Source organism: Actinomadura rugatobispora, from assembly GCF_055379765.1.
The window spans coordinates 11206588-11232817 of sequence record NZ_AP029191.1 but is presented as its reverse complement, the minus strand read 5'-3'; the positions used below and the strand labels follow the sequence as shown (position 1 = coordinate 11232817).

24 protein-coding genes and 1 pseudogene are annotated in these 26230 nt (G+C 74.7%); 10 read left to right on the top strand and 15 right to left on the bottom strand.

Annotated elements, in window-relative coordinates; genetic code table 11:
- Nucleotides 1-62: 62 nt before the first annotated feature.
- A complete protein-coding gene (locus tag ACZ466_RS50350) occupies nt 63-1001 on the top strand; it encodes an o-succinylbenzoate synthase (protein WP_464042163.1) in 939 nt (312 codons plus the stop codon).
- Complete coding sequence (gene menD / locus ACZ466_RS50345; protein ID WP_378281088.1) at nt 998-2668, top strand: 2-succinyl-5-enolpyruvyl-6-hydroxy-3-cyclohexene-1-carboxylic-acid synthase; 1671 nt, start codon at nt 998-1000, stop codon at nt 2666-2668. Before ACZ466_RS50350 ends, menD begins: the two co-directional genes overlap by 4 nt.
- Before the next feature lie 14 nt (nt 2669-2682).
- Here menD and ACZ466_RS50340 read toward each other — a convergent pair whose 3' ends face one another.
- On the bottom strand, nt 2683-3603 hold the full coding sequence (locus ACZ466_RS50340) for an LLM class flavin-dependent oxidoreductase (RefSeq protein ID WP_378281087.1): 921 nt from the start codon (nt 3601-3603) through the stop codon (nt 2683-2685).
- Nucleotides 3604-3723: 120 nt separating this feature from the next.
- Here ACZ466_RS50340 and ACZ466_RS50335 point away from each other — a divergent pair, with 120 nt between their 5' ends.
- A complete protein-coding gene (locus ACZ466_RS50335) occupies nt 3724-4257 on the top strand; it encodes a MarR family winged helix-turn-helix transcriptional regulator (protein WP_378281086.1) in 534 nt (177 codons plus the stop codon).
- Here ACZ466_RS50335 and ACZ466_RS50330 read toward each other — a convergent pair.
- Complete coding sequence (locus ACZ466_RS50330) at nt 4232-5326, bottom strand: NAD(P)/FAD-dependent oxidoreductase (protein WP_378281085.1); 1095 nt, start codon at nt 5324-5326, stop codon at nt 4232-4234. The two genes, ACZ466_RS50335 and ACZ466_RS50330, sit on opposite strands and share 26 nt — an antisense overlap.
- 553 nt (nt 5327-5879) lie before the next feature.
- Between ACZ466_RS50330 and ACZ466_RS50325 the strand changes: the two genes are divergently transcribed.
- A complete protein-coding gene (locus ACZ466_RS50325) occupies nt 5880-6788 on the top strand; it encodes a nitroreductase/quinone reductase family protein (protein ID WP_378281084.1) in 909 nt (302 codons plus the stop codon).
- Nucleotides 6789-6849: 61 nt separating this feature from the next.
- Here ACZ466_RS50325 and ACZ466_RS50320 read toward each other — a convergent pair whose 3' ends face one another.
- The 5 genes and pseudogenes from ACZ466_RS50320 to ACZ466_RS50300 form a co-directional block, all read right to left on the bottom strand.
- On the bottom strand, nt 6850-7923 hold the full coding sequence (locus ACZ466_RS50320; protein WP_378281083.1) for a DUF917 domain-containing protein: 1074 nt from the start codon (nt 7921-7923) through the stop codon (nt 6850-6852).
- Nucleotides 7916-9514 carry a hydantoinase/oxoprolinase N-terminal domain-containing protein gene (locus tag ACZ466_RS50315; protein WP_464044064.1) on the bottom strand — a complete coding sequence of 533 codons (1599 nt, stop codon included), beginning with the start codon at nt 9512-9514 and terminating at the stop codon, nt 7916-7918. The genes ACZ466_RS50320 and ACZ466_RS50315 overlap by 8 nt, the downstream gene beginning before the upstream one ends.
- A 29-nt stretch (nt 9515-9543) precedes the next feature.
- The gene (locus tag ACZ466_RS50310) at nt 9544-10167 is read right to left on the bottom strand and encodes a cytosine permease (RefSeq protein ID WP_464044063.1); all 624 of its coding nucleotides are present in this window, start codon (nt 10165-10167) and stop codon (nt 9544-9546) included.
- An 85-nt stretch (nt 10168-10252) separates the two neighbouring features.
- Nucleotides 10253-10912: pseudogene (locus tag ACZ466_RS50305) on the bottom strand (purine-cytosine permease family protein); the annotation flags it as partial.
- Nucleotides 10913-11391: 479 nt separating this feature from the next.
- On the bottom strand, nt 11392-12225 hold the full coding sequence (locus ACZ466_RS50300; protein WP_378281080.1) for a tyrosine-protein phosphatase: 834 nt from the start codon (nt 12223-12225) through the stop codon (nt 11392-11394).
- A gap of 263 nt (nt 12226-12488) precedes the next feature.
- Here ACZ466_RS50300 and ACZ466_RS50295 point away from each other — a divergent pair, with 263 nt between their 5' ends.
- Nucleotides 12489-13520 (top strand): fatty acid desaturase family protein, encoded by a 1032-nt coding sequence (locus ACZ466_RS50295; protein ID WP_378281079.1) that lies wholly within the window; start codon nt 12489-12491, stop codon nt 13518-13520.
- A 20-nt stretch (nt 13521-13540) separates the two neighbouring features.
- Nucleotides 13541-14350 (top strand): Fpg/Nei family DNA glycosylase, encoded by an 810-nt coding sequence (locus ACZ466_RS50290; protein WP_378281078.1) that lies wholly within the window; start codon nt 13541-13543, stop codon nt 14348-14350.
- 145 nt (nt 14351-14495) lie between these two features.
- On the opposite strand, the gene ACZ466_RS50285 is transcribed toward ACZ466_RS50290, so the two are convergent.
- The 7 genes from ACZ466_RS50285 to ACZ466_RS50255 form a co-directional block, all read right to left on the bottom strand.
- Nucleotides 14496-15782 carry a cation:proton antiporter gene (locus ACZ466_RS50285; RefSeq protein ID WP_378281077.1) on the bottom strand — a complete coding sequence of 429 codons (1287 nt, stop codon included), beginning with the start codon at nt 15780-15782 and terminating at the stop codon, nt 14496-14498.
- Nucleotides 15783-15870: 88 nt separating this feature from the next.
- Nucleotides 15871-16353, bottom strand: a complete 483-nt coding sequence (locus ACZ466_RS50280; RefSeq protein ID WP_378281076.1) for a cation:proton antiporter regulatory subunit — start codon at nt 16351-16353, stop codon at nt 15871-15873.
- 226 nt (nt 16354-16579) lie between these two features.
- Complete coding sequence (locus tag ACZ466_RS50275) at nt 16580-17815, bottom strand: isochorismate synthase (protein WP_378281075.1); 1236 nt, start codon at nt 17813-17815, stop codon at nt 16580-16582.
- Nucleotides 17816-17969: 154 nt separating this feature from the next.
- Nucleotides 17970-18569, bottom strand: a complete 600-nt coding sequence (locus ACZ466_RS50270) for a biotin transporter BioY (RefSeq protein WP_378281074.1) — start codon at nt 18567-18569, stop codon at nt 17970-17972.
- A gap of 127 nt (nt 18570-18696) precedes the next feature.
- Nucleotides 18697-19410 (bottom strand): spermidine synthase family protein, encoded by a 714-nt coding sequence (locus ACZ466_RS50265; protein WP_378281073.1) that lies wholly within the window; start codon nt 19408-19410, stop codon nt 18697-18699.
- A 63-nt stretch (nt 19411-19473) separates the two neighbouring features.
- Complete coding sequence (locus ACZ466_RS50260) at nt 19474-19776, bottom strand: hypothetical protein (protein ID WP_378281072.1); 303 nt, start codon at nt 19774-19776, stop codon at nt 19474-19476.
- 35 nt (nt 19777-19811) lie between these two features.
- Nucleotides 19812-20486 carry a TetR/AcrR family transcriptional regulator gene (locus ACZ466_RS50255; RefSeq protein WP_378281071.1) on the bottom strand — a complete coding sequence of 225 codons (675 nt, stop codon included), beginning with the start codon at nt 20484-20486 and terminating at the stop codon, nt 19812-19814.
- A gap of 143 nt (nt 20487-20629) precedes the next feature.
- Between ACZ466_RS50255 and ACZ466_RS50250 the strand changes: the two genes are divergently transcribed.
- The 4 genes from ACZ466_RS50250 (at nt 20630) to ACZ466_RS50235 (ending at nt 25266) form a co-directional block, all read left to right on the top strand.
- Nucleotides 20630-21685 carry a S1C family serine protease gene (locus ACZ466_RS50250; protein ID WP_378281070.1) on the top strand — a complete coding sequence of 352 codons (1056 nt, stop codon included), beginning with the start codon at nt 20630-20632 and terminating at the stop codon, nt 21683-21685.
- Nucleotides 21686-21895: 210 nt separating this feature from the next.
- The gene (locus ACZ466_RS50245; protein WP_378281069.1) at nt 21896-22360 is read left to right on the top strand and encodes a hypothetical protein; all 465 of its coding nucleotides are present in this window, start codon (nt 21896-21898) and stop codon (nt 22358-22360) included.
- A 621-nt stretch (nt 22361-22981) separates the two neighbouring features.
- On the top strand, nt 22982-23761 hold the full coding sequence (locus tag ACZ466_RS50240) for a carbonic anhydrase (protein WP_464042159.1): 780 nt from the start codon (nt 22982-22984) through the stop codon (nt 23759-23761).
- A 35-nt stretch (nt 23762-23796) separates the two neighbouring features.
- Nucleotides 23797-25266 carry a SulP family inorganic anion transporter gene (locus ACZ466_RS50235; protein WP_378281067.1) on the top strand — a complete coding sequence of 490 codons (1470 nt, stop codon included), beginning with the start codon at nt 23797-23799 and terminating at the stop codon, nt 25264-25266.
- A gap of 298 nt (nt 25267-25564) precedes the next feature.
- Here ACZ466_RS50235 and ACZ466_RS50230 read toward each other — a convergent pair whose 3' ends face one another.
- Nucleotides 25565-26185, bottom strand: coding sequence for a TetR/AcrR family transcriptional regulator (locus ACZ466_RS50230; RefSeq protein WP_378281066.1), 621 nt, complete (start codon nt 26183-26185; stop codon nt 25565-25567).
- Nucleotides 26186-26230: the final 45 nt, after the last annotated feature.

The window sequence follows — 26230 nt, the reverse complement described above, 5'->3', positions numbered from 1 at the left end:
TACCACTCATCGTTCAGGTGCGACGGCAGGGGGTTCAGCGGGTGCGGGTCTACTCCATCCCGATGCGGACGCGGTTCCGGGGCATCACGCAGCGGGAGGGGGTGCTCATCCAGGGCCCGGCGGGCTGGGGGGAGTTCTCCCCGTTCGCCGAGTACGGCCCGGCGGAGTGCGCCCGCTGGCTCGCCGCCGCGCGGGAGGCCGCCTTCGACGGCTGGCCGGAGCCGCGGCGCGACCGGATCCCGGTGAACGTGACGATCCCGGCGGTCGGCCCGGAGAAGGCGCACGCCATGACGGCCGCGTCCGGGTGCCGCACGGCCAAGGTCAAGGTCGCCGAGCGCGGCCAGGACGAGGCCGACGACCTGGCCCGCGTGGAGGCCGTCCGCGACGCGCTGGGGCCCGCGGGCCGCGTCCGGATCGACGTCAACGGCGGCTGGGACGTCGACACCGCCGCCCGGATGATCCGCTCCCTGGACCGCTTCGACCTCGAGTACGCCGAGCAGCCGTGCGCGACGCTGGAGGAGCTGGCCCGGGTCCGGCTGCGGGTGGACGTCCCGGTGGCCGCCGACGAGTCGATCCGCCGCGCCGAGGACCCGCTGAAGGTCCGCGCCGCCGAGGCCGCCGACATCGCGGTGGTCAAGGTGCAGCCGCTGGGCGGGGTGCGGGCGGCGCTGGAGGTGGCCGAGGCGTGCGGCCTGCCGGTCGTGGTCTCCAGCGCCGTGGAGACCTCGGTGGGCCTGGCCGCCGGGCTGGCGCTGGCCGCCGCGCTGCCCGAGCTGCCCTTCGCGTGCGGGCTGGCCACCCTCTCGCTGCTGGAGGACGACGTCGCCGCCGATCCGCTGCGGCCCGTGGACGGCGCGATCCCGGTGCGCCGTCCCGACGTGGACGAGGACGCGCTGCTCCGCGTGGAGGCCGGTGAGGAGACCGCCGGGCGGTGGCGGCGGCGCCTCGCCGGCGCCGCCGAGGTCCTCGAGGCCGCGGCGATCGGCGCGGTGGGCCGATGAACCCCGCCACCGCGCTGGCCACCGTGCTGGTCGACGAGCTGCTGCGCTGCGGCATGACCGAGGTCGTGCTGGCCCCCGGCTCCCGCTCGGCGCCCCTCGCGCTGGCCCTGCACGCCGCCGAGACCGCCGGGCGGGTCCGCATGCACGTGCGGATCGACGAGCGGTCGGCCTCGTTCCTGGCGCTGGGCATGGCCAAGCGCTCGGGCCGCCCGGTCGCGCTGGTGTGCACCTCCGGCACCGCCGCCGCCAACTTCCACCCGGCCGTGATCGAGGCGCACGAGTCGGGCGTCCCGCTGATCCTGCTCACCGCCGACCGGCCGCCCGAACTGCGCGACACCGGCGCCAACCAGACCATCGACCAGGTTAAGCTGTACGGGACGGCGGTCCGCTGGAGCTGCGAGATCGGCGTCCCGGAGAACCGCCCCGGCATGGTCGCCTACTGGCGGTCGCTGACCAGCCGGGCGTGGGGGCTGGCGCAGGCGCCCGAGCCGGGCCCGGTGCACCTGAACGCCGCGTTCCGCGAGCCCCTGGTCCCCGACGGCGACGAGAGCTGGTGCGAGCCGCTGGACGGCGACGCCACCGGCGCCTGGACCAAGATCCGCGCCGCCACGCCCGGCTCGGTGCTGCACGTCCCGCCGACCCGCCGCGGGGTCCTGGTGGTGGGCGACGGGGCCAGCAACGTCAAGCGGTACGTGGCGGCGGCGTCGATGGCGGGCTGGCCCGTGCTGGCCGAGCCCAACGGCAACGCCCGCTACGGCGACCACGCCCTGTCCTCCCACCACTTCCTGCTGGGCGTCCCTGAGTTCGTCGAACACCACCGTCCCGAGGTGGTGGTGACCCTCGGCAAGCCCGGCCTGTCCCGGCCGCTGCTGTCGCTGCTCAGGCGCGCCGAGGAGCACATCGTGCTGTCGCCGGCCCTGGCCCGCTGGCCCGACCCCGTCCGCTCGGCGACCCAGGTCGCCCAGGACGTGGAGATCCCGGTGGTGTCGGGCGACGACGGCTGGCTGAAGTCGTGGCGGGCCGCCGACCGGGCCGCCGCCGCGGCCGTCGACGCGGTGCTGGACGCCGTCCCCGAGGTGACCGAGCCGCGCCTGGCCCGCGACCTGGTCGCCGGGCTGCCCGGCGGATCGCTGCTGTTCAGCGCCGCCAGCATGCCGATCCGCGACCTGGACCAGGTGATGCGGCCGCGCCGCGGCATCCGGATCATGGCCAACCGCGGCGCCAGCGGCATCGACGGCCTGGTCTCCACCGCGATCGGCGCCGCCCTGGCCCACAGCGGCCGCTCCTACGCGCTGCTGGGCGACCTGGCGTTCCTGCACGACCAGAACGGCCTGGTCATCGGCCCCGGCGACCACCGTCCCGACCTGGCCCTGGTCGTGGTCAACAACCAGGGCGGCGGGATCTTCTCGCTGCTGCCGCAGGCGGCGCTGCGCGACCCGTTCGAGCGCGTCTTCGGCACCCCGCACCAGGTCGACCTGGCCGCGGTGGCGGCGGCGCACGGCGTCCCGTACCGGTCCCTGGAGGCGGCCGCCGACCTGCCCAAGGCGATCGCGGGGGAGGGGCTGCGGATCATCGAGGCCCGCACCGACCGCGACGCCAACGCCGTCCTGCACGCCGACCTGCGCAACGCCGCCCACCAGGCCGTCCGCGAGTTCCTCTCCGCCTGACCCGGCCCCGCGGGTCAGGCGTCGGCGGCGACGGCCTCCCGCACCGCCGGGACGACCTCCTGCGCCCACCGGCCGAGGACCGTGTCGGCGGGCTCGGCGCCGACCGGGAAGTGGACGAACCCCGACGCGCCGTACTCCAGGACCGCTCCGGCGAGTTCCTCGGCCCACTGCGCCGGCGAGCCGCCCGTCCAGCGCCCCTCGCGGTCCCGGGTGGCCGCGCGCGGCGCGGAGGTGATCGTCCCGGGCAGGTTGAACACGGTGGCGACCTCGGCGGGATCGCGTCCCGCGGCCACCGCGGCCTCGTCCACGAGCGGCCGCGACTCCCGGTAGCGCGCGCTCAGCCAGTCCGCCGCGCGCCCCGGGATCCACCCGTCGGCCCGCCTGCCCGTGACGGCCAGCGACCGGGGGCCCACCGACCCCGTCCACACCGGCGGGGCCGGGACCGCCGCGGGCTCCAGCGCCGTGACCCGGTAGAACTCGCCCTCGAAGGTCACCGGGGAGCCGCCGCCCGACAGCGCCCGGACCAGCGTGATCGCCTCCTCGAACGCGCGGACGGCCGCCCCCGGGTCCAGCCGCGGCACGCCCAGCCTGGCGATGTCGTCCCAGGAGCCGCCCGCGCCCATGCCCAGCACCACCCGCCCGCCCGACAGGGCCGACAGCGAGGTGACCGTGCGGGCCAGCACGGGGGCGGGGCGGGCGGGCAGGTTGGTCACGTTCACCAGCCCCGCGACGCGCTCGGTCGCGCCCAGCGCCACGCCCACGATCGCGTAGGCGTCCAGCCGGCCGCCGGAGTAGGGGTGGTCGGAGACGCTGAACAGGTCCAGTCCCTGGCGGTCGGCCTGGATCGCCTGCCGCAGCGCCGGCGGTCCCGCGGCGGCCGCGGAGTCGATGCCGGCGCCGAACCAGAGCCTGCGTCCCCTCGATGTCCCGGTCATTGTGCGCAATCCTTTCCAGTGGCGTCCGGTGCCATGCAGTGGCACGGGCCTTGAAAATCAGTTCGCGGTGCGAACGGCAGCGGCGGGGCGGCTGGGGCGCGCCTGCCGTATTCTGTCCGCATGGCGAAGGTCGTGGGTGAGCGGATGGGGGTCGTCACCGCGCTGGTGCGCTCGGCGTTCCTGGTGAACGCGGTGTACGCGGGCTCCAGCCGCGAGTACGGGCTGACCCCCCAGCAGGGCGAGCTGCTGTGCGTGCTGATGGCGCGCCCGTACGGCATGAGCGAGCTGGGCAGGACGCTGGGCCTGGCCAAGTCGAGCCTCACCGGCCTGGTCGACCGGACCGTCCAGCGCGGCCTGGTGCGCCGCGAGCCGGTGCCCGGCGACGGCCGCGCCGTGCGGGTCGCGCTGACCGACGAGGGCGCCGCGCTCGCCGACTGCTTCTACGCCGAGACCTGCCGCCGGGTCGAGGTGCTGCCCGAGGGGCTGGACGACGACGAGCGCGCCCAGCTGGCCGCCCTGCTCAGCCGCGTGGTGCTCGACAACGAGGTGCCGGTGGTCTTCATGGAGCTCGACGAGGAGGCCGGCGCCCCCAGGGCCGCTGACGCCGCGGGCGCCGGCGGCTCCGCCGTCAGGTCAGGCCGAACAGTTCGCTGAACCGTCCGACGAACAGGTCGGCGCCCTTGTACTCGGCGACCGTCTCCGCGGGCAGGACGGCCGCGCCCTCGCCGTCCGGCGCGGGCGTCTGGCCGACGCCCCCGCCCGGGCCCAGCGGGAGGAGCACCGACGGGACGGGGGAGGGCCGGTAGGTCGCGGTGGGGCGCTCGCCCCGCGTCGCGGCGATGATGTTCTCCGCCACGACCTCGGCGTGCCGCATCGCGTACCCGGCCATCTTCGCCTCCGCGAGATCGGTGATGTCGCCGAGCGCGTAGACGTTGTCGTGGCCCTGGACACTGAGCGTCTCGGTCACCCTCACCAGGCCCTGGGGCGTGCGGGACGCGGCCAGTTCCTCGCCCAGGTAGTCGCTGTGCACGCGCACGCCGTGGCAGCGGAACCAGATGCCGGCCGAGACGTTCCCGCCGGTGGTGGCCACGGTGAAGTCCTTGGCGGTCCCGGGCGCGACCGGCGGCTCGCCGGCCAGTGCCGTGCCCAGCCGCAGCTCCACGCCCAGCCCGTCCAGCTGGCGGTGCAGGTCGGCGCGCATCTCCGGCTGGAAGCCGGGCACCAGCCGCTCGGCCGGGTCGATGATGACCACCTGCTTGTCCGGCCAGACCGCCTTGATCTCGCCCGCGAGCTCCAGCCCGACCGGCCCGGCCCCGGCGATCAGCACCCGCCCGGCGCCGGAGAGCTCCTCATGGGCGGCCCGGAGCCGCTCCAGCGCCTCACTCGTGGAGTCGGTGTCGGTCTTGGCCGGGAAGGGGTACCCGGAACCTGAGGCCAGGACGACGTAGTCGGCCCGGATCCGGTCGCCCGAGCCCAGGGTGACGCCGCCCGGATCCGCCGAGACGGCGCGTTCGCGCACGACCCTGCCGCGCTTCAGCAGCCGGTCGTACGGGAAGAACATGTTGCCCGCCCAGTCCGGCCGCACCAGCGCGCGCAGCGCCCCGGCGGAGTGCACGAACGCGTCCTTGGGCTCGACGAGCACGACGTCGGTCTCCGGATCCAGCGCCTTGGCCACCGCCGAACCGCCATAACCGCCACCGACGACCGCGACGACTCGTCCCATGCTTCCTCATTTCCATGCAAGGCGATAAATTCGCTTCGCGAACCATACTCGTTCGTGAAACGAACTACAACCGAAGAAGATGGAATCTGGTGGTCGCCCGCAGGTAGGCCGCGAGCGCGCAGGACGGATTGCTTCAATGCTCAACTTACTATGTAAAGGCGCCGGGCTCGTCACCGCCGTCGCGTTGACAACCGGGAAGCGGCCAGGCTCTAATGAGCGGCGGTGTACGCGTGGCGCTACCAGAGACAGGGGCGCTCAGGCCTGCACCCTGACCGCAAGGGGATGATGTCGTGAGCATTTACATCACGGACCGCGCCTGATCGCAGCGATCGCGCGTCGTCGTCCCCACGCGTGGCGGTGCCGGACACCGCTGTTCTCCCGAGTCCTCCGCCGGGCCGTCGTGCCCGTGTGACTCTCCGCGTTCCCCCCCCCCGCCGCCGCGGGGCGGGCCGGCGTGCGTCAGCTCACATCGTTCGCAGCGCCTGACTTCACCGCGCCTGACTTCACCGCGCCCCCGGCGCGTTCCACATCCACGCAAGGAGAGCACTTCGGCATGCCCCATGACTTCAACAAGCAGATCATCCAGGAGTTCCGCGCCAACGGCGGGAGGGTCGGCGGCCCCTTCGAGGGAGCCGTGCTGGCCCTGCTGACCACCACGGGCGCCCGCACCGGCGCGCGGCGGACGTCCCCCGTCGGGTTCGTCACCGAGGGCGGCCGGTACCTGGTGGTGGCCTCGGCCGCGGGCGCGCCCCGGCATCCCGCCTGGTACCACAACCTGCTGGCGGAGCCCCGCGTCACGCTGGAGATCGGCGACGGCGAGCGGATCCGCACGATCACCGCGATCGCCGCGCCCGCCGAAGGGCGGGAGCGCGAGCGGCTGTTCGCGCGGATCCTGCGGGAGGCGCCCGGTTTCGCCGACTACCAGAAGCGGACCTCGCGGGTGCTGCCCGTGGTCGTCCTGGACCCGGTCGGTTCCCCGGACGGCGGCGCGCGGGCGCGTGCGGCCGGTGACGAGCTGGTCGAGCTGCACAACGCCTTCCGCCACGAGCTGGCCGCGCTCCGGTCCGGGATCGGGGCGACGCTGGACGGCGGGGGTGCGGTGCCCGCCGCCGGTCCGCCGGCGTTCACGGCCGAGCTGCGCGAGCACTGCCTGTGGTTCTGCACGTCGCTGGAGCGGCACCACACCGGCGAGGACATGGTGGTGTTCGAGGTGCTGCTGAGGCGGTTCCCGGAGCTGGGCCCCGTCCTGGAGTCGCTGCGCGACGAGCACGCCCGGGTCGCGGAGATCAGGAAGGAGCTGGCGGGGCTGGCCGGTGAGGCCGGCGCGGGCGATCCGGCGCGGATCCGCGCCGAGCTGGAACGGCTCGGCGGCGTGCTGGAGGCCCACCTGGACCGGGAGGAGACGCAGCTGGTGCCGCTGCTGAACCGGCTGGACGAGGTGCCCTGGCCGCGGATCACCTGAGCCCTGGCTCCCCTGCCTGCCTGTCTGCCTGCCGGCTGCCCGGTCGGTGGGCAGGCAGGGGTCAGGCCGTCGGCAGCGGGACGTGGTCGCAGTCGTAGCCGAAGTAGCGCGGCCCCGCCAGCTCGAGCCCGCCCGGGGTGAGCCAGCGCGGGTCGCAGGGCGCGCCGAGGACGGTGACGCGCAGCCCGTAGCGCAGGCCCTCGGTGGTGACCGGTTCGCCGGTGTCGGTGTCCAGCACGCAGATCAGGTCGGGCGTGGTGGCGATGACCGCGCCGTCGCGGCGGGCGAGCAGGTGCTCGTTCTGGAACGACAGCTCCAGCGCGCGGCCGCGGTCCCCGCCGGTGCCCTCCAGGACGGCGCGGCCGCGGGCGAAGCCGCCGGAGGTCCGGCGCCGCACGTCGACGACCTTGCCGGTCAGCAGCCGCACTCCGCCCAGCAGGCGGGCGGCGGACGCGACGGGGTCGGCGTGGGCGGCGCGGGCCTCGCGGACGGTGCGGCCGAGGTCTTCGGCGAGGGTGAGGGTGGCGGGGACGAGCCCGGCGGCGAGCTGGTCGCCGCGCATGACGGTGTCGGCGCAGGAGACCGAGCAGCCCATCTCGACGCAGGCGGTGCGGGCGAGGCGTTCGGACCACAGGTCGGAGACGCCGTCGATGACCAGGGTGTTGCCCTTGTCGTCGGCGACGGCCATGGGCGCGACGGTGACGCCGATGAGGCCGGGCAGGATCATCTGGGCCTCGGGGAAGGCGCGTCCCATGCCGTCGCCGTCGACGACGGGCAGGCCGGTGCGGGCGGCGGCGACGAAGGGGGCCATGGAGTTGAGGCCGCCGACCTCGATGGGGACCAGGTGGGTCGCGGCGCGGCCGAGGTGGCGCTCCAGGGCGCGCAGCGCGGTGACCTCCTCGGTGCAGGCCGGGAGCTTCTCCACGGAGACGGTGGGGGCGCCCATGCCGGAGATGGCCACGACGGTGGCGTCGGCGGGGACCTCGTCGATGCCGACGACGGTGACGGGGCCGTGCTCGCGGATGGCGCGCTGGGCGAGCAGCTTGCCGGTGTAGGGGTCTCCGCCGCCGCCGGTGCCGAGGATGCCGGCGCCGCGGGCGAGGTCGTCGAGGTCGCCGGGGTGGATCTCACGCATGGCGGGCGGCCTCCAGGCGGGCGGGGTCGAGGTCGCCGACGGCCTTGACCCGGAGGCGGGTGGTGCCGCCGGGGAGGTAGGCCAGGGGGATTTCGTCGATGTCGACGACGGTGACGGTGCCGGGGCGGGCCCCGGCGTTCTCGGCGTTGCGGACGGCCTCGTCCCTGGCCTCGTCCAAGACGGCGTCGCGGCGTCCCGGAGGGATTCGGTAGACGCGGTCGATCTCCCCGCCGACCTGGGCGATGGCGGCGCCGATGGCGTTGGCGACGGCGAAGTGGGCGGGGCGGCGGACGTCGGGGAGGCCGGGCAGGCCGCCGGGGGCCAGCAGGACGCTGCCGCCGCCGACGGCGACGACGGGCAGGGGCGCGGGGGAGGTGCGCATGCGGTCGACGGTGTCGGCGATGCGGGCGGCGATGTGGTCGAGCGCGGCCCGGACGGCGGCGCGGTCGAGGTGGGCGACGAGGGCGGGGTCGCCGATGGCGGCGTGGCCGGCGGCGACGGCCAGGTCGGTGGCGGTGAGGACGGTGCCGCCGAAGACCAGGGCGTCGTCGGTGAGGCGGTAGCCGACGCTGCGGGGGCCGGCGGTGGGGGCGCCGGGGCCGGTGAGGCCGACCAGGGAGCCGCCGCCGAGGCCCAGGGAGAGCACGTCGGGGATGCGGAAGTTGGTGCGGACGCCCGCGGTCTCGGACTCGCCGGTGGCCTCGCGAGGGAAGCCGCCGGTGAGGATGCCGACGTCGGTGGTGGTGCCGCCGATGTCGACGACGGCGCAGTCGGTGAGTCCGGACAGGCGGGCGGCGCCGCGCATGGAGTTGGTGGGGCCGGAGGCGAAGGTGGCGACGGGGTGGCGGCGGGCGTACTCGGCGTCCATGAGGGTGCCGTCGTTCTGGGACAGGAACAGCGGGGCGGTGATGCCGGCCCGGGCGAGGGCCTGGCCGAGGGCGGCGACGATCGTGTCGGCCAGGTCGCGCAGGGCGGCGTTGACGATGGTGGCGTTCTCGCGGGGGAGCAGGCCGACGCGGCCGATCTCGTGGGAGAGGGAGAGATGGACGCCGGCGCCGAGTTCGGCGGCGAGGATCTCGGCGGCGCGGGTCTCGTCCTCGGCGGTGACGGGGGAGAAGACGGCGGAGACGGCGACCGAGCCGATGCCGCGGGCGGCGATGTCGGCGGCGACGGCGCGCAGTTCGGCGGGGTCGAGAGGGGAGATGGGGCGGCCGTCGTATTCGTGGCCGCCGTGGCAGAGGTAGACGGCGGGCCCGTCCCGGTCGCCGCCGGTGAGGGCGGCGCGCAGGCGCGGGGGCCAGTCGGCCATGGGCGGCAGGGCGGCGGTGGCGGGCAGGCCGAGGCGGACGGCGGCGGTGGGGGCGAGCCGGGCGCCCTCCACCAGGGCGTTGACGAAGTGGGTGGTGCCGATCATGACGGCGGTGACGGTGCCGGGTGCGGCGCCCGGGGCGTCCAGCACCGCGGTGACGGCCCGGACGACACCGGTGGTGACGTCCGTGGTGGTGGGCGACTTGACCGTCGCCAGGACGGTGTCCCCGTCCAGCAGGACCGCGTCGGTGTTGGTGCCTCCGACGTCGATGCCGATGCGCACGGGTCCTCCTTGCCGTGGTTGGGGGCGGGTCAGCGCGGGGTGGCGGCGTTCTCGATCTCCAGGGCCGCGGCGGGGTGCTCGGGCTGCTCGACGGGCAACTCGCCGGTGCCGCGGACCAGGCCGAGGCGGGCGGCCAGGAGGTAGCCGGCGCCGGCCAGCAGCAGCGAGTTGACCGCGGGTATGCCCGGCCACTGGTAGTGCTCGCCGGCCCAGCCGGCGGAGGCGGCGATCGCCCAGGCGACGAGGGCGGCGGGGACCCAGCCGGGTTCGGTCTCCGGGAGCCGGCCGGTGGCGCGGGAGGCGTCGAGGACGGGGCGCCAGCGGCGGGCCAGGAAGTACTCGGCGACCATGATCCCGGCGATGGGCGGGGTGAGGACGCCCAGCAGGGTGAGGAAGTCGGCGAAGCGGTCGAGGATGCCCGCGGCGGCCAGCCCGCTGCCCAGCAGCCCGATCCCGACGGTGACCGCGACGCGGGGCAGCCGCACGCCGGTGAGCGTCTCCACGGAGTTGATCAGGCCGAGGGTGGCGGAGTACAGGTTCCAGTTGTTGATCTTCACGGTGGCGGAGATCAGGATGATGACGCCGGCGACGCCGGAGGAGGCGGTGATGATGGCGACCACGTCGGAGGTCTTGACCGCGTAGGCGAGCAGCACCCCGGCCAGGCCCCAGCACGTACTCGCCGAGCGAGATGCCCAGCACGGTCTGCTTGACCACGTCCGCGGTGCCGCGGTTGAAGCGGGTCATGTCGGGGGTGGTGACCGCGCCGACGATGTAGGAGCCGGCGACGAGGGTGGCGCCGGTCGCGATCGACATCGCCTCGCCGAAGGGCGGGGAGGCGATCAGGTCGCCGATGCCGTACTTGGAGAGCTGGACGCTCATCGCCCATCCGGCCAGGCCGAGGAAGGCCGGGACGGTGACGAACGCCGTCCAGCCCATGGCCCTGAAGCCCTTGAGGACCAGCAGCGTCACGCCCAGCCCGGTGATCAGCGCCCAGACCCACAGCGGCGGCCCGCCCACCAGGGACCGCAGGCCCTCGGCGAACACGGCGGTCTGGACGCCGAACCACCCGAAGAGGCTGACGGTGATGACCAGGCCGATCAGGGTGGAGCCGTACCGGCCGAACCCGGTCCAGCGGGCCAGCACGGAGGTGGACAGGCCCTCGCGCATCCCGGCGATCCCGACGAAGACGCACACCACTTCCAGGATCACCGAGCCGAGGGTGAGGGCCCAGAACGCGCCCCAGAACGACAGCCCGGCGCCCAAGGTCGCGCCCAGCAGGAACTGGGTGAGGTCGGACAGCTGACCGAAGCGCTGCACGGCCACGTTGAACCAGGGGTAGCGGGCTGAACGCGGCACCCGCTCCAGGGGGAAGTCCTCGTCCGTGCGACCGGTGGTCATGGCGGGCCTTTGAGGCGTGGCTCGGTGGTTGCCGGTCCGGGCCGCCACCGGGCACGGCCCAGCCCCGCCCGAGGCCGGGAAGGGCGGTCCTGTCGAGTGGCCGCACGGTCACAGCCCAGAACCACCCGCACGGACCGCACGGGTGGTCGCCGACGGTGGTGGCCTGGTCGGCCCTGCTGCGCGCCCACACCCTCGGCGTCCCCCCTCCGGGGGAGGGCGTACCGTCCCTGCGCGCTATCCAGAGGGGGAGACCCGCATGTCGGGGGAGCGGGGCCGCTCTGGCGCCGCTCGGGCCTAGGCGCTGGAGACGCGCCGCTGCCGGGGGCCTTTCAGGGTGCGCCTGGGCTGCAAGGGGTTCGTGGCCGGCCTGTCGGACGCTGCCCGGCCCGCCGGCCTCTTTAATCCAATATTCAACTTACAACGTAAAGGCCGGGGGTTGGTGGAGCGCTCCACCAACCCCCGGCCCAAAAACAAAAACCTCAATCGAGGAGACGGCCCCGGAGGATGTCGGTGTCCTCGTCGGTCCAGCCGTGGGAGGCCAGCCACGGCTGGACTCCGCCGTGCTCCTCGTCCACCCTGGCCAGGAACTTCTCCATGGTCGCCGCCTGCGGCACGTGCGTGTCGGCCGGGCGGGAGTCGAGGTCGGCGGCGTAGGTGTCGCTGGCGCGCAGCCGGGCCAGGATGGACTCGATGCGCTCGGCGGTCTGGGCGTAGTCGGCCACGATGGCCTCCCGGGTGACGCCGGCGATGTCCAGCGCCATCGCGCACACCACGCCCGTGCGGTCCTTGCCCGCCGCGCAGTGCACCAGCGACGCGCCGTCGGTGCGGGTCATCACCCGCAGCGACGCCACGATGGAGTCGGCGCGGTCGCGCAGGTAGCCCTGGTAGTGGCCGATCGAGCGGTCGCTCTCGGGGCCGTCCTCGGTCCGCTGCTGCCAGGGGAGGACCTTGTCGAGGTCCACCTCGCCGGAGCCCCGGCCGCCGTTGCGCGCTCCGCCGGTGTCGGCGGCGACGTCGGTGTGCCGGCCGCCTTCGGAGAACAGGGAGAGGTGGTGCACGGTGACCGAGGGCGTGCGGGTCAGCGGGCCGGGGCCCTCCAGGCGCACCTCGGCGTCGCTGCGCAGGTCGATGACGTTCTTGAGTTCGTAGTCGTCGAGCAGGATCCGGATGTCGGAGACGGACAGGTCCTGCAGGTTGTCGGAGCGCAGCACCCGGCCGCGCCGTGTCGTCCGGCCGTCGGCCGTGGGGAGGCCGCCGAGGTCGCGGACGTTGACCGCCCCGTCCAGATCGATCCACCGTGAGCGCGCGTTCATGGCTTCTGAGCCTATATGCCGGGAGCGACGGGATGTTCACCCGGCCCGGGGACCACGGGGCGGGGCGGAATCCCCCCTTGGGGGGTGATGCGCCGGGGCCGGACATGAGACCTGTGAGCCAGGGGGGAGATGGCTCTGCGGCGGGGTGACCGCGCGATCTTGGGCTCCGTAGCGTTCGGGTCACGCCGTTGCGCGTGCGTTCATCCGGGTGTCTCGCCGGGGTGGGCGGCCCCACCGTACCCCCTCGGAGAGAGAGGCCCCGCATGACCGTCACCCTGGAATCCCGGCCGGATCGCGGTTCGGTCGCGAGCGACTTCGGCCCGTTGGCGCGGCGGGTGCGTGAGGCGGGGTTGCTGGAGCGGCGGCGGGGCTACTACGCGTGGGCGATCGGGGCGAACCTGGCCGCGACCGCGGGGGCGTGGGCGGCCGTCGGCTGGCTGGGCGGGTCGTGGTGGGTGCTGGTGATGACGTTGCCGCTGGCGGTGCTGTCGGCGCGGACGGGGTTCCTGGGGCATGACGCGGGGCACCGGCAGATCGCCGCGTCGCATCGGGTGAACCGGTGGCTGGGGTATCTGCTGGGGAACCTGATGCTGGGCATGGGGTACGGGTGGTGGAACGACAAGCACAACCGGCATCACGCCAATCCCAATCATGTGGAGAAGGACCCGGATGTCGGGGAGGGGGTGCTGGTGTGGACGCGGGAGCAGGCCGCGAAGCGGCACAGCGGGCTTGCGGGGTGGATGGCGCGGCGGCAGGCGTGGTTGTTCTTCCCGTTGCTGCTGCTGGAGGGGTTGAACCTGCAGGTGAACAGCGCGCTTGATCTGCGGCGGCTGCCGGTGCGGGATCGTGTGCTGGAGGGGGCGTTGCTGGCGGCGCACGCGGTCGGGTATGTGGCGCTGGCGTTCACGTTGCTGTCGCCCGGGAAGGCGGTGGCGTTGATGTTGCTGCACCAGGCGCTGTTCGGGGTGCATCTGGGGAGCGCGTTCGCGCCCAACCACAAGGGCATGGCGATGCCGGGGCCGGGTGAGCGGTGGGATCATCTGCGGCGGCAGGTGCTGACGTCGCGGAACGTGCGCGGCGGTGCGGTGAACGACTACCTGCTGGGCGGGTTGAACTACCAGGTCGAGCACCATCTGTTCCCGAGCGTGGCGCGGCCGAATCTGCGGCGTCTGCAGCTGCTGGTGCGCGAGCACTGCGAGCGGGTGGGGCTGCCGTATGTGGAGACGGGTCTGCTGGACTCCTACGGTCAGGCGCTGCGGCATATGCATGATGTCGGGGAGCCGCTTCGGTCGTGACGGTCCTATGCTGATCGGTCATGCCTGAAGGTCATACGATCCACCGTCTGGCCGCCGAGCATCAGCGGATGTTCGGCGGCCGGCGCGTGCGCGCGACGAGTCCGCAGGGGCGGTTCGGTGAGGGGGCTCGTCTGCTGGACGGGCTGGTCCTGCGGGAGGCCGACGCTCATGGCAAGCATCTGCTGCTGGGGTTCGGTGAGGACGGGGAGCGGGTGCTGCATGTGCATCTGGGGATCTACGGCAAGTACTTCTTCGGTGAGGCTCCGGCGCCGGTGGGTGCGGTGCGGTTGCGGTTGTCGGGTGGGGCGGGGTACGCCGATCTGCGCGGGCCGAACGCGTGCGAGGTGCTGGATCGGGGTGAGGTGAAGGTGCTGCGGGATCGGCTGGGGGCCGATCCGTTGCGGGCCGATGCGGATCCGGAGGTGGCGTGGCGGCGGATCTCGCGGACGCGGACGAGTGTGGCGGTGTTGTTGATGGATCAGTCGGTGGTGGCGGGGCCGGGGAACATCTATCGGGCGGAGGTGCTGTTCCGGCAGGGGGTGCATCCGCTGGTGGCGGGTCGTGCGCTGGGGCGGGAGCGGTGGATGGGGCTCTGGGAGGACCTGCGGGTGCTGATGGCGGAGGGTGTGCGGGTGGGGCGGATCGACACGGTGCGTCCTGAGCACACGCCGGAGGCGATGGGGCGTCCGCCTCGGGTGGATGAGCATGGTGGCGAGGTGTATGTGTACCGGCGGGCGGGGTTGCCGTGTCTGGTGTGCGGTACGGCGGTGTGCGCCGATGTGCTGGCGGGGCGGAATCTGTTCTGGTGCCCGGCGTGCCAGCCGTCCTGAGGCGTCCCTGAGGCGTCCCTGAGGGGTCGAGGGCGGTTCTGAAGGCGCGCTGAGGGCGGCTTTGCGGTGATGATCGTGCGGTGGACCGGCGTGGCGGGGCCGGTCCACCGGGGTGCCGGTGGGGGTGCCCGGGAGGGGCGGGCGGTCAGCGGTTGGCTTCGGCGGTGTCTTCCAGGCCGGTGATGTCGGTGTCGCCGGCGGGCTGGGCGGTGGCCGCCGCCGGGGCGGGGTCGGGGATCTCGTCGGGGTCCTCGTCGACGCGGCGGAGGTTGTGGGTGTGTTTGCCGCGGAGGGCGTGGGCGAGGGGTTCGGCGGTGCGGGCGAGCAGGGGGCCGGCGACGGCGAGGATGAGGACGTAGGCGGCGGCCAGGGGGCCGAGCTGGGCGTTGGTGCCGGCGGAGACGGCCAGGCCGGCGATGACGATGTTGAACTCGCCGCGGGGGGTGAGGGCTGCGCCGGCGCGCAGTCGTCCGGTGAGGGCGACGCCGGCGCGGCGGGCGGCCATCCAGCCGGTGCCGAGTTTGGTGGCGATGCCGGCCAGGGCGAGGAGCGCGGCGATGCCCAGGACGGGGGGCAGGTCGCCGGGGTCGGTGTGGAGGCCGAAGAAGACGAAGAAGACGGCGGCGAACAGGTCGCGGAGGGGGGAGAGGATCTTCTGGGCGGTGTGGGCGAGGGGGCCGGACAGGGCGATGCCGACGAGGAAGGCGCCGACGGCGGCGGAGACCTGGAGCTGCTGGGCGATGCCGGCGACCAGGAGGGTGAGGCCGAGGACTTTGAGGAGGAGGACTTCTTCGCTGGGGCTGGCGACGAAGCGTTCGACGAGTTTTCCGTGGCGGAGGGCGACGTAGAGGATGACGGTGATGGTGAGGGCGGCGATGCCGAGGGCGGTGGCGCCGCCGATGAGGCCGGCTCCGGCGAGGAGGGCGGTGAGGATGGGCAGGTAGGCGGCCATGGCGAGGTCTTCGAAGACCAGGACCGACAGGACGGCGGGGGTTTCGCGGTTGCCGAGCCAGCCGAGGTCGCCGATGACTTTGGCGGTGATGCCGGAGGAGGTGACGTAGGTGATGCCGCCCATGGCGACGGCGGCGACGGGGCCCCAGCCGAGCAGGAGTGCGGCGATGACGCCGGGTGCGGCGTTGAGGACGAGGTCGATGAGGCCGACGGGTGCGGAGGTGCGCAGGGTGCCGACGAGTTCGTCGGCGGTGTATTCCAGGCCGAGGGTGAACAGCAGGAGGATGACGCCGACCTCGGCGCCGATGGCGACGAAGTCCTCGCTGGCTCCGAGGGGGAGGATGCCGCCTGAGCCGAAGGCGAGTCCGGCCAGGAGGTAGAGGGGGATGGGGGAGATCGAGAAGCGGGTCGAGACCGCGCCCAGGAGTCCGAGGGCGAGGATGATGGCGCCGAGTTCGATCAGTTGTACGGCGGTGTGCATGGTTCTCTATCCGTCGGCGGGGTCGGCGGCGGCCGGCCGTGCGGGGGCGCGGCCGGTGGGCTGGTCGGCGGGCTGTGCCCGGTGGGGGTCACCCCTGGGTGAAGATGGCGGTGACCGCGGAGACGCCTTCGTCGGTGCCGACGACCACGACGATGTCGCTCGCCTCGATGGTGAAGTCGGGGCGGGGGCTGGCGATGACCTGGCCGTCGCGGACGATGGCGACGATGGAGGCGCCGGTGCGGGTGCGGACGCGGGCGTCGGCGAGGGGGCGTCCGGCGTAGGGGGAGCCGGGGGCGATGGGGATCTGTTCGGTGATGAGGCCTTCGACCTGGCGGTGCAGGTCGGCGAGGCGTTCCACGACGCGGCCGGTGCCGAGGAGTTCGGCGATGGCGTTGGCCTCTTCGGTGGTGAGTTTGACGGTGACGACGCAGCTGTCGGGGTCGTCCTTGTCGTAGATCACCAGGTCTTTGCGTCCGGTGCGGTGGGAGACGACCCCGATCTGGCGGCCGCGCCCGGTGGTGAGGACATGCTGCAGGCCGATGCCGGGCAGTGCGGTCCGTTCGACGTCCACGTTCTTTCTCTTTCCTTCGCGTGGGTGGTGCGTCTTGGGGTGGCCGGGGGGCGTCGCCCGCGGTGCGCCGGTCGCGGCCTTCCCCTGGTCACGGTCGGCCATGATCGCAGATGGGGTGGCGTGCTGCCGAATTCGGGGCGTCCCGGACGCAGGGGTGTCCGTTCGGGTGGTGCCGCCGTGGCCCGGGGGGTGTCCACGGGGTGTGCGGGGTGCCGTTGGTGCGGGGTCAGCCCTCAAGGGCGTCCTGCATGACGCGGAACTTGTTCTGGGCTTCGGCGAGTTCGGCGGCGGGGTCGGAGTCGGCGACGATGCCGCAGCCGGCGAACAGGCGGGCGTGGGTGCCTTGGATCTGGGCGCAGCGCAGTGCGATGCCCCATTCGCCGTCGCCGCGGGAGTCGACCCAGCCGACGGGGCCGGCGTAGCGGCCGCGGTCCATGCCCTCGAGTTCGCGGATGAGGTGCAGGGCGGTGTCGGTGGGGGTGCCGCAGACGGCGGGGGTGGGGTGGAGGGCGGCCAGGACGTCCAGGACGGAGCGGTCGCTGTCGAGGCGGCCGTGGACGGCGGAGGCCAGGTGCATGACGTTGGCGAGGGTGAGCAGTTCGGGCCGGTCGGGGACGGTGAGTTCGGCGCACAGCGGGGCGAGTGCGTCGCGGACCATCTCGGCGGCGTAGGCGTGTTCCTGGCGGTCCTTGGCGGAGGCAAAGAGGCGGGCGGCGCGGGCGGCGTCGTCGTGGGGGGTGGTGCCGCGGGCGGTGGTGCCGGCCAGGACGAGGGAGTCCAGGGTGCCGCCGGTGCGGCGGATGAGGAGTTCGGGGGTGGCGCCGACCATGCCGGCGCAGGAGAAGGTGTAGCAGCCGGGGTAGCGGTCGGCGAGGCGGCGCAGCAGGACGCGGGCGTCGATGGGTTCGGCGGCGTGCGCGTGCAGGTCGCGGGCCAGGACGACCTTGCCGAGGCGTCCGGCGCGGATGCGGTCGACGGCGGTGCCGACGGCGCGTTGCCAGGCGGGGGCGGTGAGGGCGCCGTCGCTCCAGGTGAGCCGGGTGGTGGGGCGGGGCCGGTGGAGGAGGGCGAGGGGGTCGGCGTCGGCGCCGATGGTGGTGAGCCAGGCGTGGCCGTCGCGGCGGCCCAGGATCCAGCGGGGGACGATGAGGACCGAGTCGGCCGATTTGGGGTCGAAGCCGAAGCCGCCGAAGGCGACGGGCCCGGTGCCGGGGATCTGGAGGGGGTCGTCGATGGAGGCGGTGGTGAACAGTTCGCGCAGCCATCGGTCGGCGTCGGCGAAGCGGTCGGGGCCTCCGGGGAGGTCGAGGCGTGCGGCCTGGCCCCAGCCGACGATGCCTTCGCCGTGCCTGATCCAGGCCAGTGCGGCCGGGTGGGGGAGGCGGGCGATGAGGTCGCCTGGGTCGGGGATGTGGACGGTGCGGACGACCAGGCGGTCGGGTGCGCTCACGGCCAGGTTCACGGGTGCCACTCTACGACAGAGTTGAACCCGTTCAAACCTGCGTGCCGGGCGGTCTGGTTGAGGTGTGCGCCACATCCGGCCGGGCTCTGGGCGGAGGGCGGTGCGGACCCGCCGCGGGGTGCGCACCGCCCTCGTCTCTGCCCTGTGCGGGTGGTTACCGCTCGGCGGTGCCGGCGCGGCGGCCGACCAGTTTCCAGGCGGCCGGGAGCAGGCCCGCCGCCAGCAGCACCTTCAGCGCGTCGCCGGCCAGGAACGGTGTGAGGCCCAGGTCCAGCGCCTTGCCCAGGTCGACGCCCAGGGAGGCCATCAGGTACGGCACTCCGGCGGCGTACATGATCGTGGTGCCCAGCGCCATGGTGCCGACGGTGCGCAGCGGGGTGCGGTCGCCGCCGCGCTCGGCCAGGCGGCCCACGACCGCGGCGGCCACCACGAACCCGATCACGTAGCCGAGGGTGGGGAGGCCGGTGCCCGACTGCCCGTCGACGAACCAGGGCACGCCGGCCATCCCGGCGGCCAGGTAGAGCGCCATGCCCAGTGCGGCGCGGCCCCAGCCGAGCGCGGCGCCGGCCAGCAGCACGGCGAAGGTCTGCCCGGTGACCGGGACGGGGGTGCCCGGCAGCGGTACGGCGATCTGGGCGGCCAGGCCGACGAAGAGGGCCGAGCCGGCGACCAGCGCGATGTCGCGGGCCAGGGATCCGGGCAGCAGGTCGCCCAGGACGGCGTCGCGCCGCCGGGCTGCGTGAACGGTAGCCACAAGTCCCTCCAAATAGGTTGTGTCTGGCCGAAACCTAGCGAACCGGGTGTTGGCCGGACATGCGCGGGTCGCCACATCCGGTCCCGGCGGTGCGCCGCGCGCGGTGATCAGGCGGGGTCGGGCGGGGTCAGACGGGGGGAGCGGGCTCGTCGCGGGCCAGGTAGACCACGTCGGGCTCGCCGCGCGGCACCGGCACCGGGAGGGCCTGCACGTGCGCGAACCGTTCCCGCAGCAGGCCCTCGAAGGCGGGCGCGGCGCCCGCGCTCCACACCGCCAGCACGCCGCGCGCGGTCAGCCTGCCGCGCAGCGACTCCAGCCCCTGCGGCCCGTACAGGCGGGCGTTGCCGGGCGTGACCGTCCACTCGGGGCCGTTGTCGATGTCCAGGCACGCCACGTCGAACCGCTCGGGCGCGCCGCGTCCCGCCCCGGGGGGCGGTGCCAGCCAGCCGACCAGGTCGCCGAGCTCGACCCGCACGCGCGGATCGTCCAGGGCGCCGCCGGAGCAGGGCGCCAGCGGCCCGCCGCGATGCCAGGCGACCACGGCGGGCTCGCGTTCCACCACCCGCACGTGCGACACCTGCGGCAGCCGCAGCGCCTCCCGCAGGGAGAACCCCACGCCCAGCCCGCCGATCAGGACCCGCGCCGGCGCCGCCAGCCCCCGGACGGCCTCGCGCACCAGCAGCCGCTCGGACTCGCCGTTGCGGGTGTCCATCAGGAACACCCCGTTGCTGATGATCTCGTGGTGGCCGTCGGCGGCGCGGCGCAGCACCAGCTCGCCGCCGTGCCCCTCGGCGCGCTCGACGACCACCGGCTCCTGCGACGACGTTCCGGGAATCCCCATGCCCCGAGCCTAATGATCTCCGGCTCCCGGCGGGGCCGGACGGGCCGCGCCGGGAGCCGCCCGTCACGCGGGGCGTTCCCCGCGAGCGGGTCTCCCGAACGCCCCCGGCCCCGCGTGGAACAGCCCGATCAGCAGCACCCCCGCCGCCGCCGCGCCCAGGGCCCAGCCGTCATGGCCCGCGGTGTCCGCCCAGTGCCACAGCAGCCCGGTCGCCACCAGGCCCACCCAGCCGCTCACCAGATTGGGCACCGGCCCGTTGCCCATCAGGTTCGGGTACGAGCGGCGCGTGATGCCCGCCACGAAGTGGGGGACGGCGTTGCCGCCCAGCACCCCCGCCACCAGACCCAGCACGATCGCCTGCCACATGACCGTCCTCACTTCCTGGTCACCGGTATCGGTGTTCACCCCGGGGCGTCCGCTCCGCCACCGGTCGTCTCGTCGGCCTCGTCGGTCTCACCGGCCGCTGTCGCCGCGGGGGGCCGGCGCAGGAGAAGGGGGAGCAGCACCTGGTCGACCAGCCGGCACAGGAACGCCTCGTCCAGCGGCTCTGCGGTGACCATCACCCGCGACAGCAGCATCGCCGAGGCCACCTCCGCCGACATCGCCACCGCCGGCGGCGCCGCGGCGGCCGGCAGCTCGCCGCGCTCCACCGCCCGCCCGGCCACGACGCCGAACAGCTCCCGCTTGTCGCCGACCACCTGCGCCCGCACGGTGCGCGCCAGCTCCTCGTCCCGCCGCATCGCGATCATCAGCCCGAGCAGCAGCGCCGCGTCCTGTCCGGTCAGGCCCTCGCGCATGATCCCCAGCACCGCCAGCAGGTCCGCGCGCAGCTCCCCGGTGTCGGGCACCGCCGCGGCCGGCCCGCCCGCGTGCCGCCGCACCGCCGCCACCACCAGCTCGGCCTTGCCCGGCCACCGCCGGTAGATGGTGGCCTTGCTGGCACGGGCCCGCACCGCGACCGCGTCCATCGTCATCTGGTCGTAGCCGACCTCGGCCAGCAGCTCCAGCGTCGCCAGCAGGATCGCCTCCTCCCGCGCCCGGCCGCGCCCCACCGCCATGACCCCGCCCCCGTACATCGAAACGAAACCGTTCCGTACACTAGCCGCACGCCGATGTGTACGCAACCGTTTCGATGCGCCCCCGCGACGCCGAAGGGGGGCGGGAAGCCTTCTTCACCTTTCGGTGTTGCCGTGTAACCATGTAATCATCGGGAGGTGCGATGAGCCCCCAACCACAGGACCCGGGCCGCGACCCGCGCCGCGACGGCCCCGGACACGACGAGTTCTCCCACGACGAGCCGCCGCACGGCCCGCCGCCCCGGGACGAGCCGGGGCGGGACGGCGGCGAGGCCCCGCTGGACGCCTACTCCCGCGTCGTCTCCGACGTGGCCCGCCTGATCACCCCGCGCGTGGCCGCCCTGCGCGTGCGGCACGGCGGCCGCGAGGGGGCCGGCTCGGCGGTCACCTTCACCGGCGACGGATTCCTGCTCACCAACGCCCACGTCGTCGGACGCGCCCGCGAAGGCCAGGCCGCCTTCTCCGACGGCACCACCGCCTCCTTCGCCGTTGTGGGCACCGACCCCCTGTCCGACCTGGCCGTGATCCGCGCCGACGGCCCCACCCCCGGCCCCGTCACCCTCGGCGACAGCGACCGGCTGGTCACCGGGCAGCTGGTCGTCGCCGTCGGCAACCCCCTCGGCCTGGCCGGCTCGGTCACCGCCGGCGTCGTCAGCGGCCTGGGCCGCTCCCTGCCCGCCCGCAGCGGCACCGCCGCCCGCGTCATCGAGGACGTCATCCAGACCGACGCCGCCCTCAACCCCGGCAACTCCGGCGGCGCGCTGGCCGACTCCTCCGGCCGCGTCGTCGGCGTCAACACCGCCGTCGCCGGGATCGGCCTGGGCCTGGCCGTCCCCATCAACGCCACCACCCGCCGCATCATCGGATCCCTGATGCGCGACGGGCGCGTCCGCCGCGCCTTCCTCGGCCTGGTCGCCGCGCCCGTCCCCGTCCCGGCCTCCCTGCGCCCCCGGCTCGGCCAGGACCAGGCGCTGCGGGTCGCCGAGGTCGTCGCCGGCAGCCCCGCCGCCCGCGCCGGGCTACGCCCCGGCGACCTGGTCCTCACCGCCGGCGGCGCGCCCGTCAGCCAGGCCCAGAGCCTGCAGCGCCTGATGTTCGCCGAGGCGATCGGACGGCCCCTGCAGATCACCGTCCTGCGCAACGGCGCCATGGTCGACGTCATCGCCGAACCCGTCGAACTCGACCCCGAACACGCCTGACCCGCGCCCGGCGACGGCCCCCGCCCGCCCGCCGCACCGGGCGGCCGCCGGCGGCCGCGATCATGCCGGACGGTGAAGGTTAATTCGCGTGTCGTTGTACGCAAAGCGATACCGTGGTGACACGCTGCCGTCTATCCTCGTGCAGAGAAGATCAACAGGGGCGTCGCCGTCGTGCGCCCTCCGGCGTGACCGCAGTGGGGGGAGGTGCGCGTGACCCGGTGCGCGGGGCTCCGGCCCACCGCCGCGATCACCCGGAGGGCGCTGGTCCTGCTGCTGGGCGCCTGCATGCTGCTGACGCTCGGCGCGGCCGTGCCCGGCGGCGCCGACACCGGACCCGCCCTCCCCGCGCCCGCCACCGCCACCCCGCTGACGGCCGGCACCGCCGGGCCTCCGCCCGGCAGCCCCGCCGGCGCCGCCACCGCCTTCGCCGAGACCTGCGAGGAACGCGAACGGCCCAGCGAACGCGAAGGCGTCGGGCACTCCCACGTCCGCCTGCGCTGCACCGTCTCCGACACCCGGATCCTCAAGACCCCCGACGACCTCTCCAAGCCCTACCTCGACGACCACCGCGCCGGCGCCGCCTTCCACCCCCGCGACCACGACGGACGCCCCCGCGGCCTGCGCACCCGCACGGCCAGGGACACGCGCGCCCTCCTCCAGGTGTTCCGCTGCTGATCCGCGCCCGCTCGAGGCGACCCGCCCGCCCGGCACCACGCCGCGCGCCGAGCCCGGCGCCGCACCGGACGCCCGCTCGCACGTTCCGGCCGAACCCCCGCCGCACCCGCCACTGATCGCCCACAGCCGATCAGGCGGCCGCGCCTGACACCGACCCCGCGCTCGGACACCGTCCGTGGGGCACGCGTCACCACACGTGACCAAGGCGCGGCCGGGCACCCGGCGGCGACACGGCCCAGGCACCGCGAGCACGCCGCACCCGTCCCGCCGGCCACGGCCACCAGGCCGCCAGGCCAACGGCGACGACGGAACGCGGCAGGCGACCACCGGCGGCGACCGGCGACGCGTCCATGCCGCCATCCCGGCACCTCCCACCCGGCCCAGCCACGAGCACGCCGGGCACACCGGGCACGCCGTGCCACACCGCGGCACGACAGGGCGCCCACGGCCACCGCGCCCCGCCTCACACCCGCCTTCTCCGCGCCGGCCACCGCACGGACGCGCGCCGCCCCACCACACCGCGGCCGCCACCACGCCACGGCGCGATCACCGCAGCACGACCGATGTCCGCTCCATCGACGTGCCCGCCACGACGGCGGCGCACCCCTGGGGGAATTCCGCATGCGCTCCTTCGTCGACAACGCCCGCTCCTTCCGCGACCGCATGGCCGCCGACGGCCGCTCCCTGGCCCCGCTGGCCGACGGCCAGCAGCCGCTGGCCCTGTTCATCACCTGCTCCGACTCCCGCGTCATCCCCTCGCTGATCACCGGCGCCGCACCCGGGGAACTGTTCGAACTGCGCACCGCCGGCGGCATCGTGCCGCGCTACGACCTGGCCCGCCCCAGCGGCGAGACCGCCACCATCGAATTCGCCGTCCAGGTCCTGGGCGTCGCCGACATCGTGGTCTGCGGCCACTCCCAGTGCGCCGCCGTCGCCGCCCGCGTCCGCGGCGACGACCTCTCCCACGTCCCCGCCATGAACGGCTGGCTCACCCACCACGCCACCCCGCCCACCGCCGCCACCCCGCCCGGCGGCGCGCGCAGCGGCACGCACGGCGGCGCGGGCGGGCCCGCCGCCCGGCCGGCCGAGGCCCAGCTCGCCGACGCCGTCCGCCACCACGTCCTGGCCCAGCTCGACCGGCTGCGCGGCTACCCCTGCGTCGCCGAACGCCTGCGCGAAGGCCGCATCGGCCTGCACGGCTGGTACTACGAAGTCCACACCGGCACCGTCCTGGCCCACCAGCCCGCACCCGCCCCCCGCCCCACCGCGGGCCACACCACCGACGACACCACCGGCGACGCCGCCGACGGCCGGGAGCACACCCGCGAGCACGCCGCCGACCACACCCGCGACCCCGAACCCCGACCCGGCCACGGCCCCGGCGCCTTCCGGCCGCTCTGACCGACCGCTCCGCTCCCAGCCGATTCGGGGAACCCATGACCGCCATCACCTGGCGGCGCGACATCGCCGCCTCCCTCGTCGTCTTCCTGGTCGCCCTCCCGCTGTGCGCGGGCGTGGCCGTCGCCTCCGGAGTGCCCGCCGAACTCGGCCTGATCACCGGCATCGTCGGCGGCCTGGTCGCCGGGCTGCTGCCCGGCAGCAGCCTGCAGGTCTCCGGGCCCGCCGCCGGCATGACCGTGCTGGTGTTCGAGGCCGTCCACCGCTACGGCGTCGCCGCCCTGGGCACCCTGGTCCTGGCCGCCGGGCTCATCCAGCTGCTGCTGGGCGCCCTGCGCATGGGCCGCTGGTTCCGCGCCATCTCCGTCGCCGTCGTCGAGGGCATGCTCGCGGGGATCGGGCTGACCATCATCGCCGGGCAGCTGTACGCCATGGCCGGCGTCACCGCCCCCGGCTCCGGCCCCGCCAAACTCGCCGGACTGCCCGCCCTGCTCACCGACGCCCTGGCCACCCCCGCCGCCGCGGCATCCCTGGGCCTGGGCGCCGCCACCATCGCCGTGCTGGTCCTGTGGCCCCGCCTGCCCGCACGCGTGCGCGCCGTCCCCGGCCCCCTGGCCGCCGTCGCCCTGGCCACCGCCGCCGTCCCCGTCCTGGACCTGCCCGTCGACCGGCTCCAGGTCCAGGGCCTGCTCAATGCCGTCCAGCCGCCCGGCCTGGACGACCTGGCCCCGCTCACCGAACTGGCCGGGCTGGGCACCATCGCCGCCTTCGCCCTCATCGCCTCCGCCGAAAGCCTGTTCAGCGCCGCCGCCGTCGACCGCATGCACGACGGCCCCCGCACCGACTACGACAAGGAGCTCATGGCCCAGGGCGCCGGCAACACCGTCTGCGGCGCCCTGGGCGCCCTGCCCATGACCGCCGTCATCGTCCGCAGCGCCACCAACGTCCAGGCCGGCGCCCGCACCAAGGCCGCACGCGTCCTGCACGGCGTGTGGCTGCTGCTGTTCGCCGCGCTGCTGCCCGCCGCGCTCGGCCTCATCCCGCTGGCCGCCCTGGCCGGCGTCCTGGTCCACGCCGGCTGGAAACTGCTGCCCACCGCCCAGCTGCGCCCGCTGTGGCGGCGCCACCGCGGCGAGGCGATCATCCTGATCTGCACCGCCGTCGCCGTCGTCGCCCTCAACCTGTTCGAGGGCGTCCTGCTGGGCCTGCTGCTGGCCGTCCTCAAAACCGCCTGGGAGACCTCCCACATCCACCTGGAGGTCACCGACGACGGCGACGGCCCCGTCCACGTCGCCCTCACCGGCAACGCCACCTTCCTGCGCCTGCCCAAGATGCTCGACACCCTGGAGGCCCTGCCCCGCGACCGGCCCATCGAACTGGACCTGGCGGGACTGCGCCACCTCGACCACGCCTGCCGCACCGCCCTGACCGCCTGGGCCGACCGCCACAACGACGCCGGAACCCCCGCCGTCTCCCTCCCACCCGACCCCGTCGGCGCCGGCACCTGACCCCCGCAAGCACGGGTTCCGCCGGGCCCGGGACGAGCCCGGCCCGGCGGAACCGCCGCCCTCCCCACCCGCTGCTGCACGGCACCCTGTGCTACACGGGCATGTCCCTGCTGCGGCCCCTGACCGTCCCCGGCGCCGACCGGATGACCTGCGACGGGTTCACCCGCGCGGCCTGCCCGTCCGGGCGCCCATCGCCTACCGCCGCGAACTCGGCGGCGACCACGACGAGAACCTGCTCCTGCGCTCCACCTGGCCCCCGGCCGCACCGCGTGACCCGCGGGCCCCGGCGGGGCCGGGGTCAGCGGCCGTCCAGCGGCTCCAGGTAGCCGCGCAGCACCTTCTTCACCTCGGCGATCATCGCCTCGCGCTCGTCCTCGCGCGCCGAGGTCACCAGCGGCACCATCGCCTGGAAGATCTGGATCAGCACCCTGGCCCGGCGGCTCCGCTCGGCCTCCGGCTCGCCCGGCGCCCGCGCCGCCAGCACCGCCTCCACCCGTCCCGCCAGCGCCGCCTGGATCGGACGCGCCGCCGCGGCCAGACCGGCCGGCATGTCCGGACGCGCGAACAGCGCCTTGAACCCGGGATTGGCGATGTTGAACGCCAGGATCGGATCCAGCATCCGGTCGATCATCTCCGGCAGCGGCAGCGCGCCCAGATCATCGCCCGACTCGAACGCCTCCCGGTGCGCCCGGCCCATCTGCTCCACGAACCGGTCGGCCAGCGCCTGCGCGACGGCCTCCTTGTTGGAGAAGAACTGGTAGAGCGAACCGGGGGAGATCCCGGCCGCCGCCGCGATCCGGTTGGTCGTGGCGGCCTCGTACCCGACCTCGGCGAACACCCCCGCCGCCGCGTCCAGGATCTCCTGGATCCTCCGCTCGCCGCGCGCCTGCCGCCGCGGCGTCCGCGCCTGCTGGGCCATCAGTCCCGATCCCCCTCCACGGCTCCTGCGCCACTCCTGCTCGGC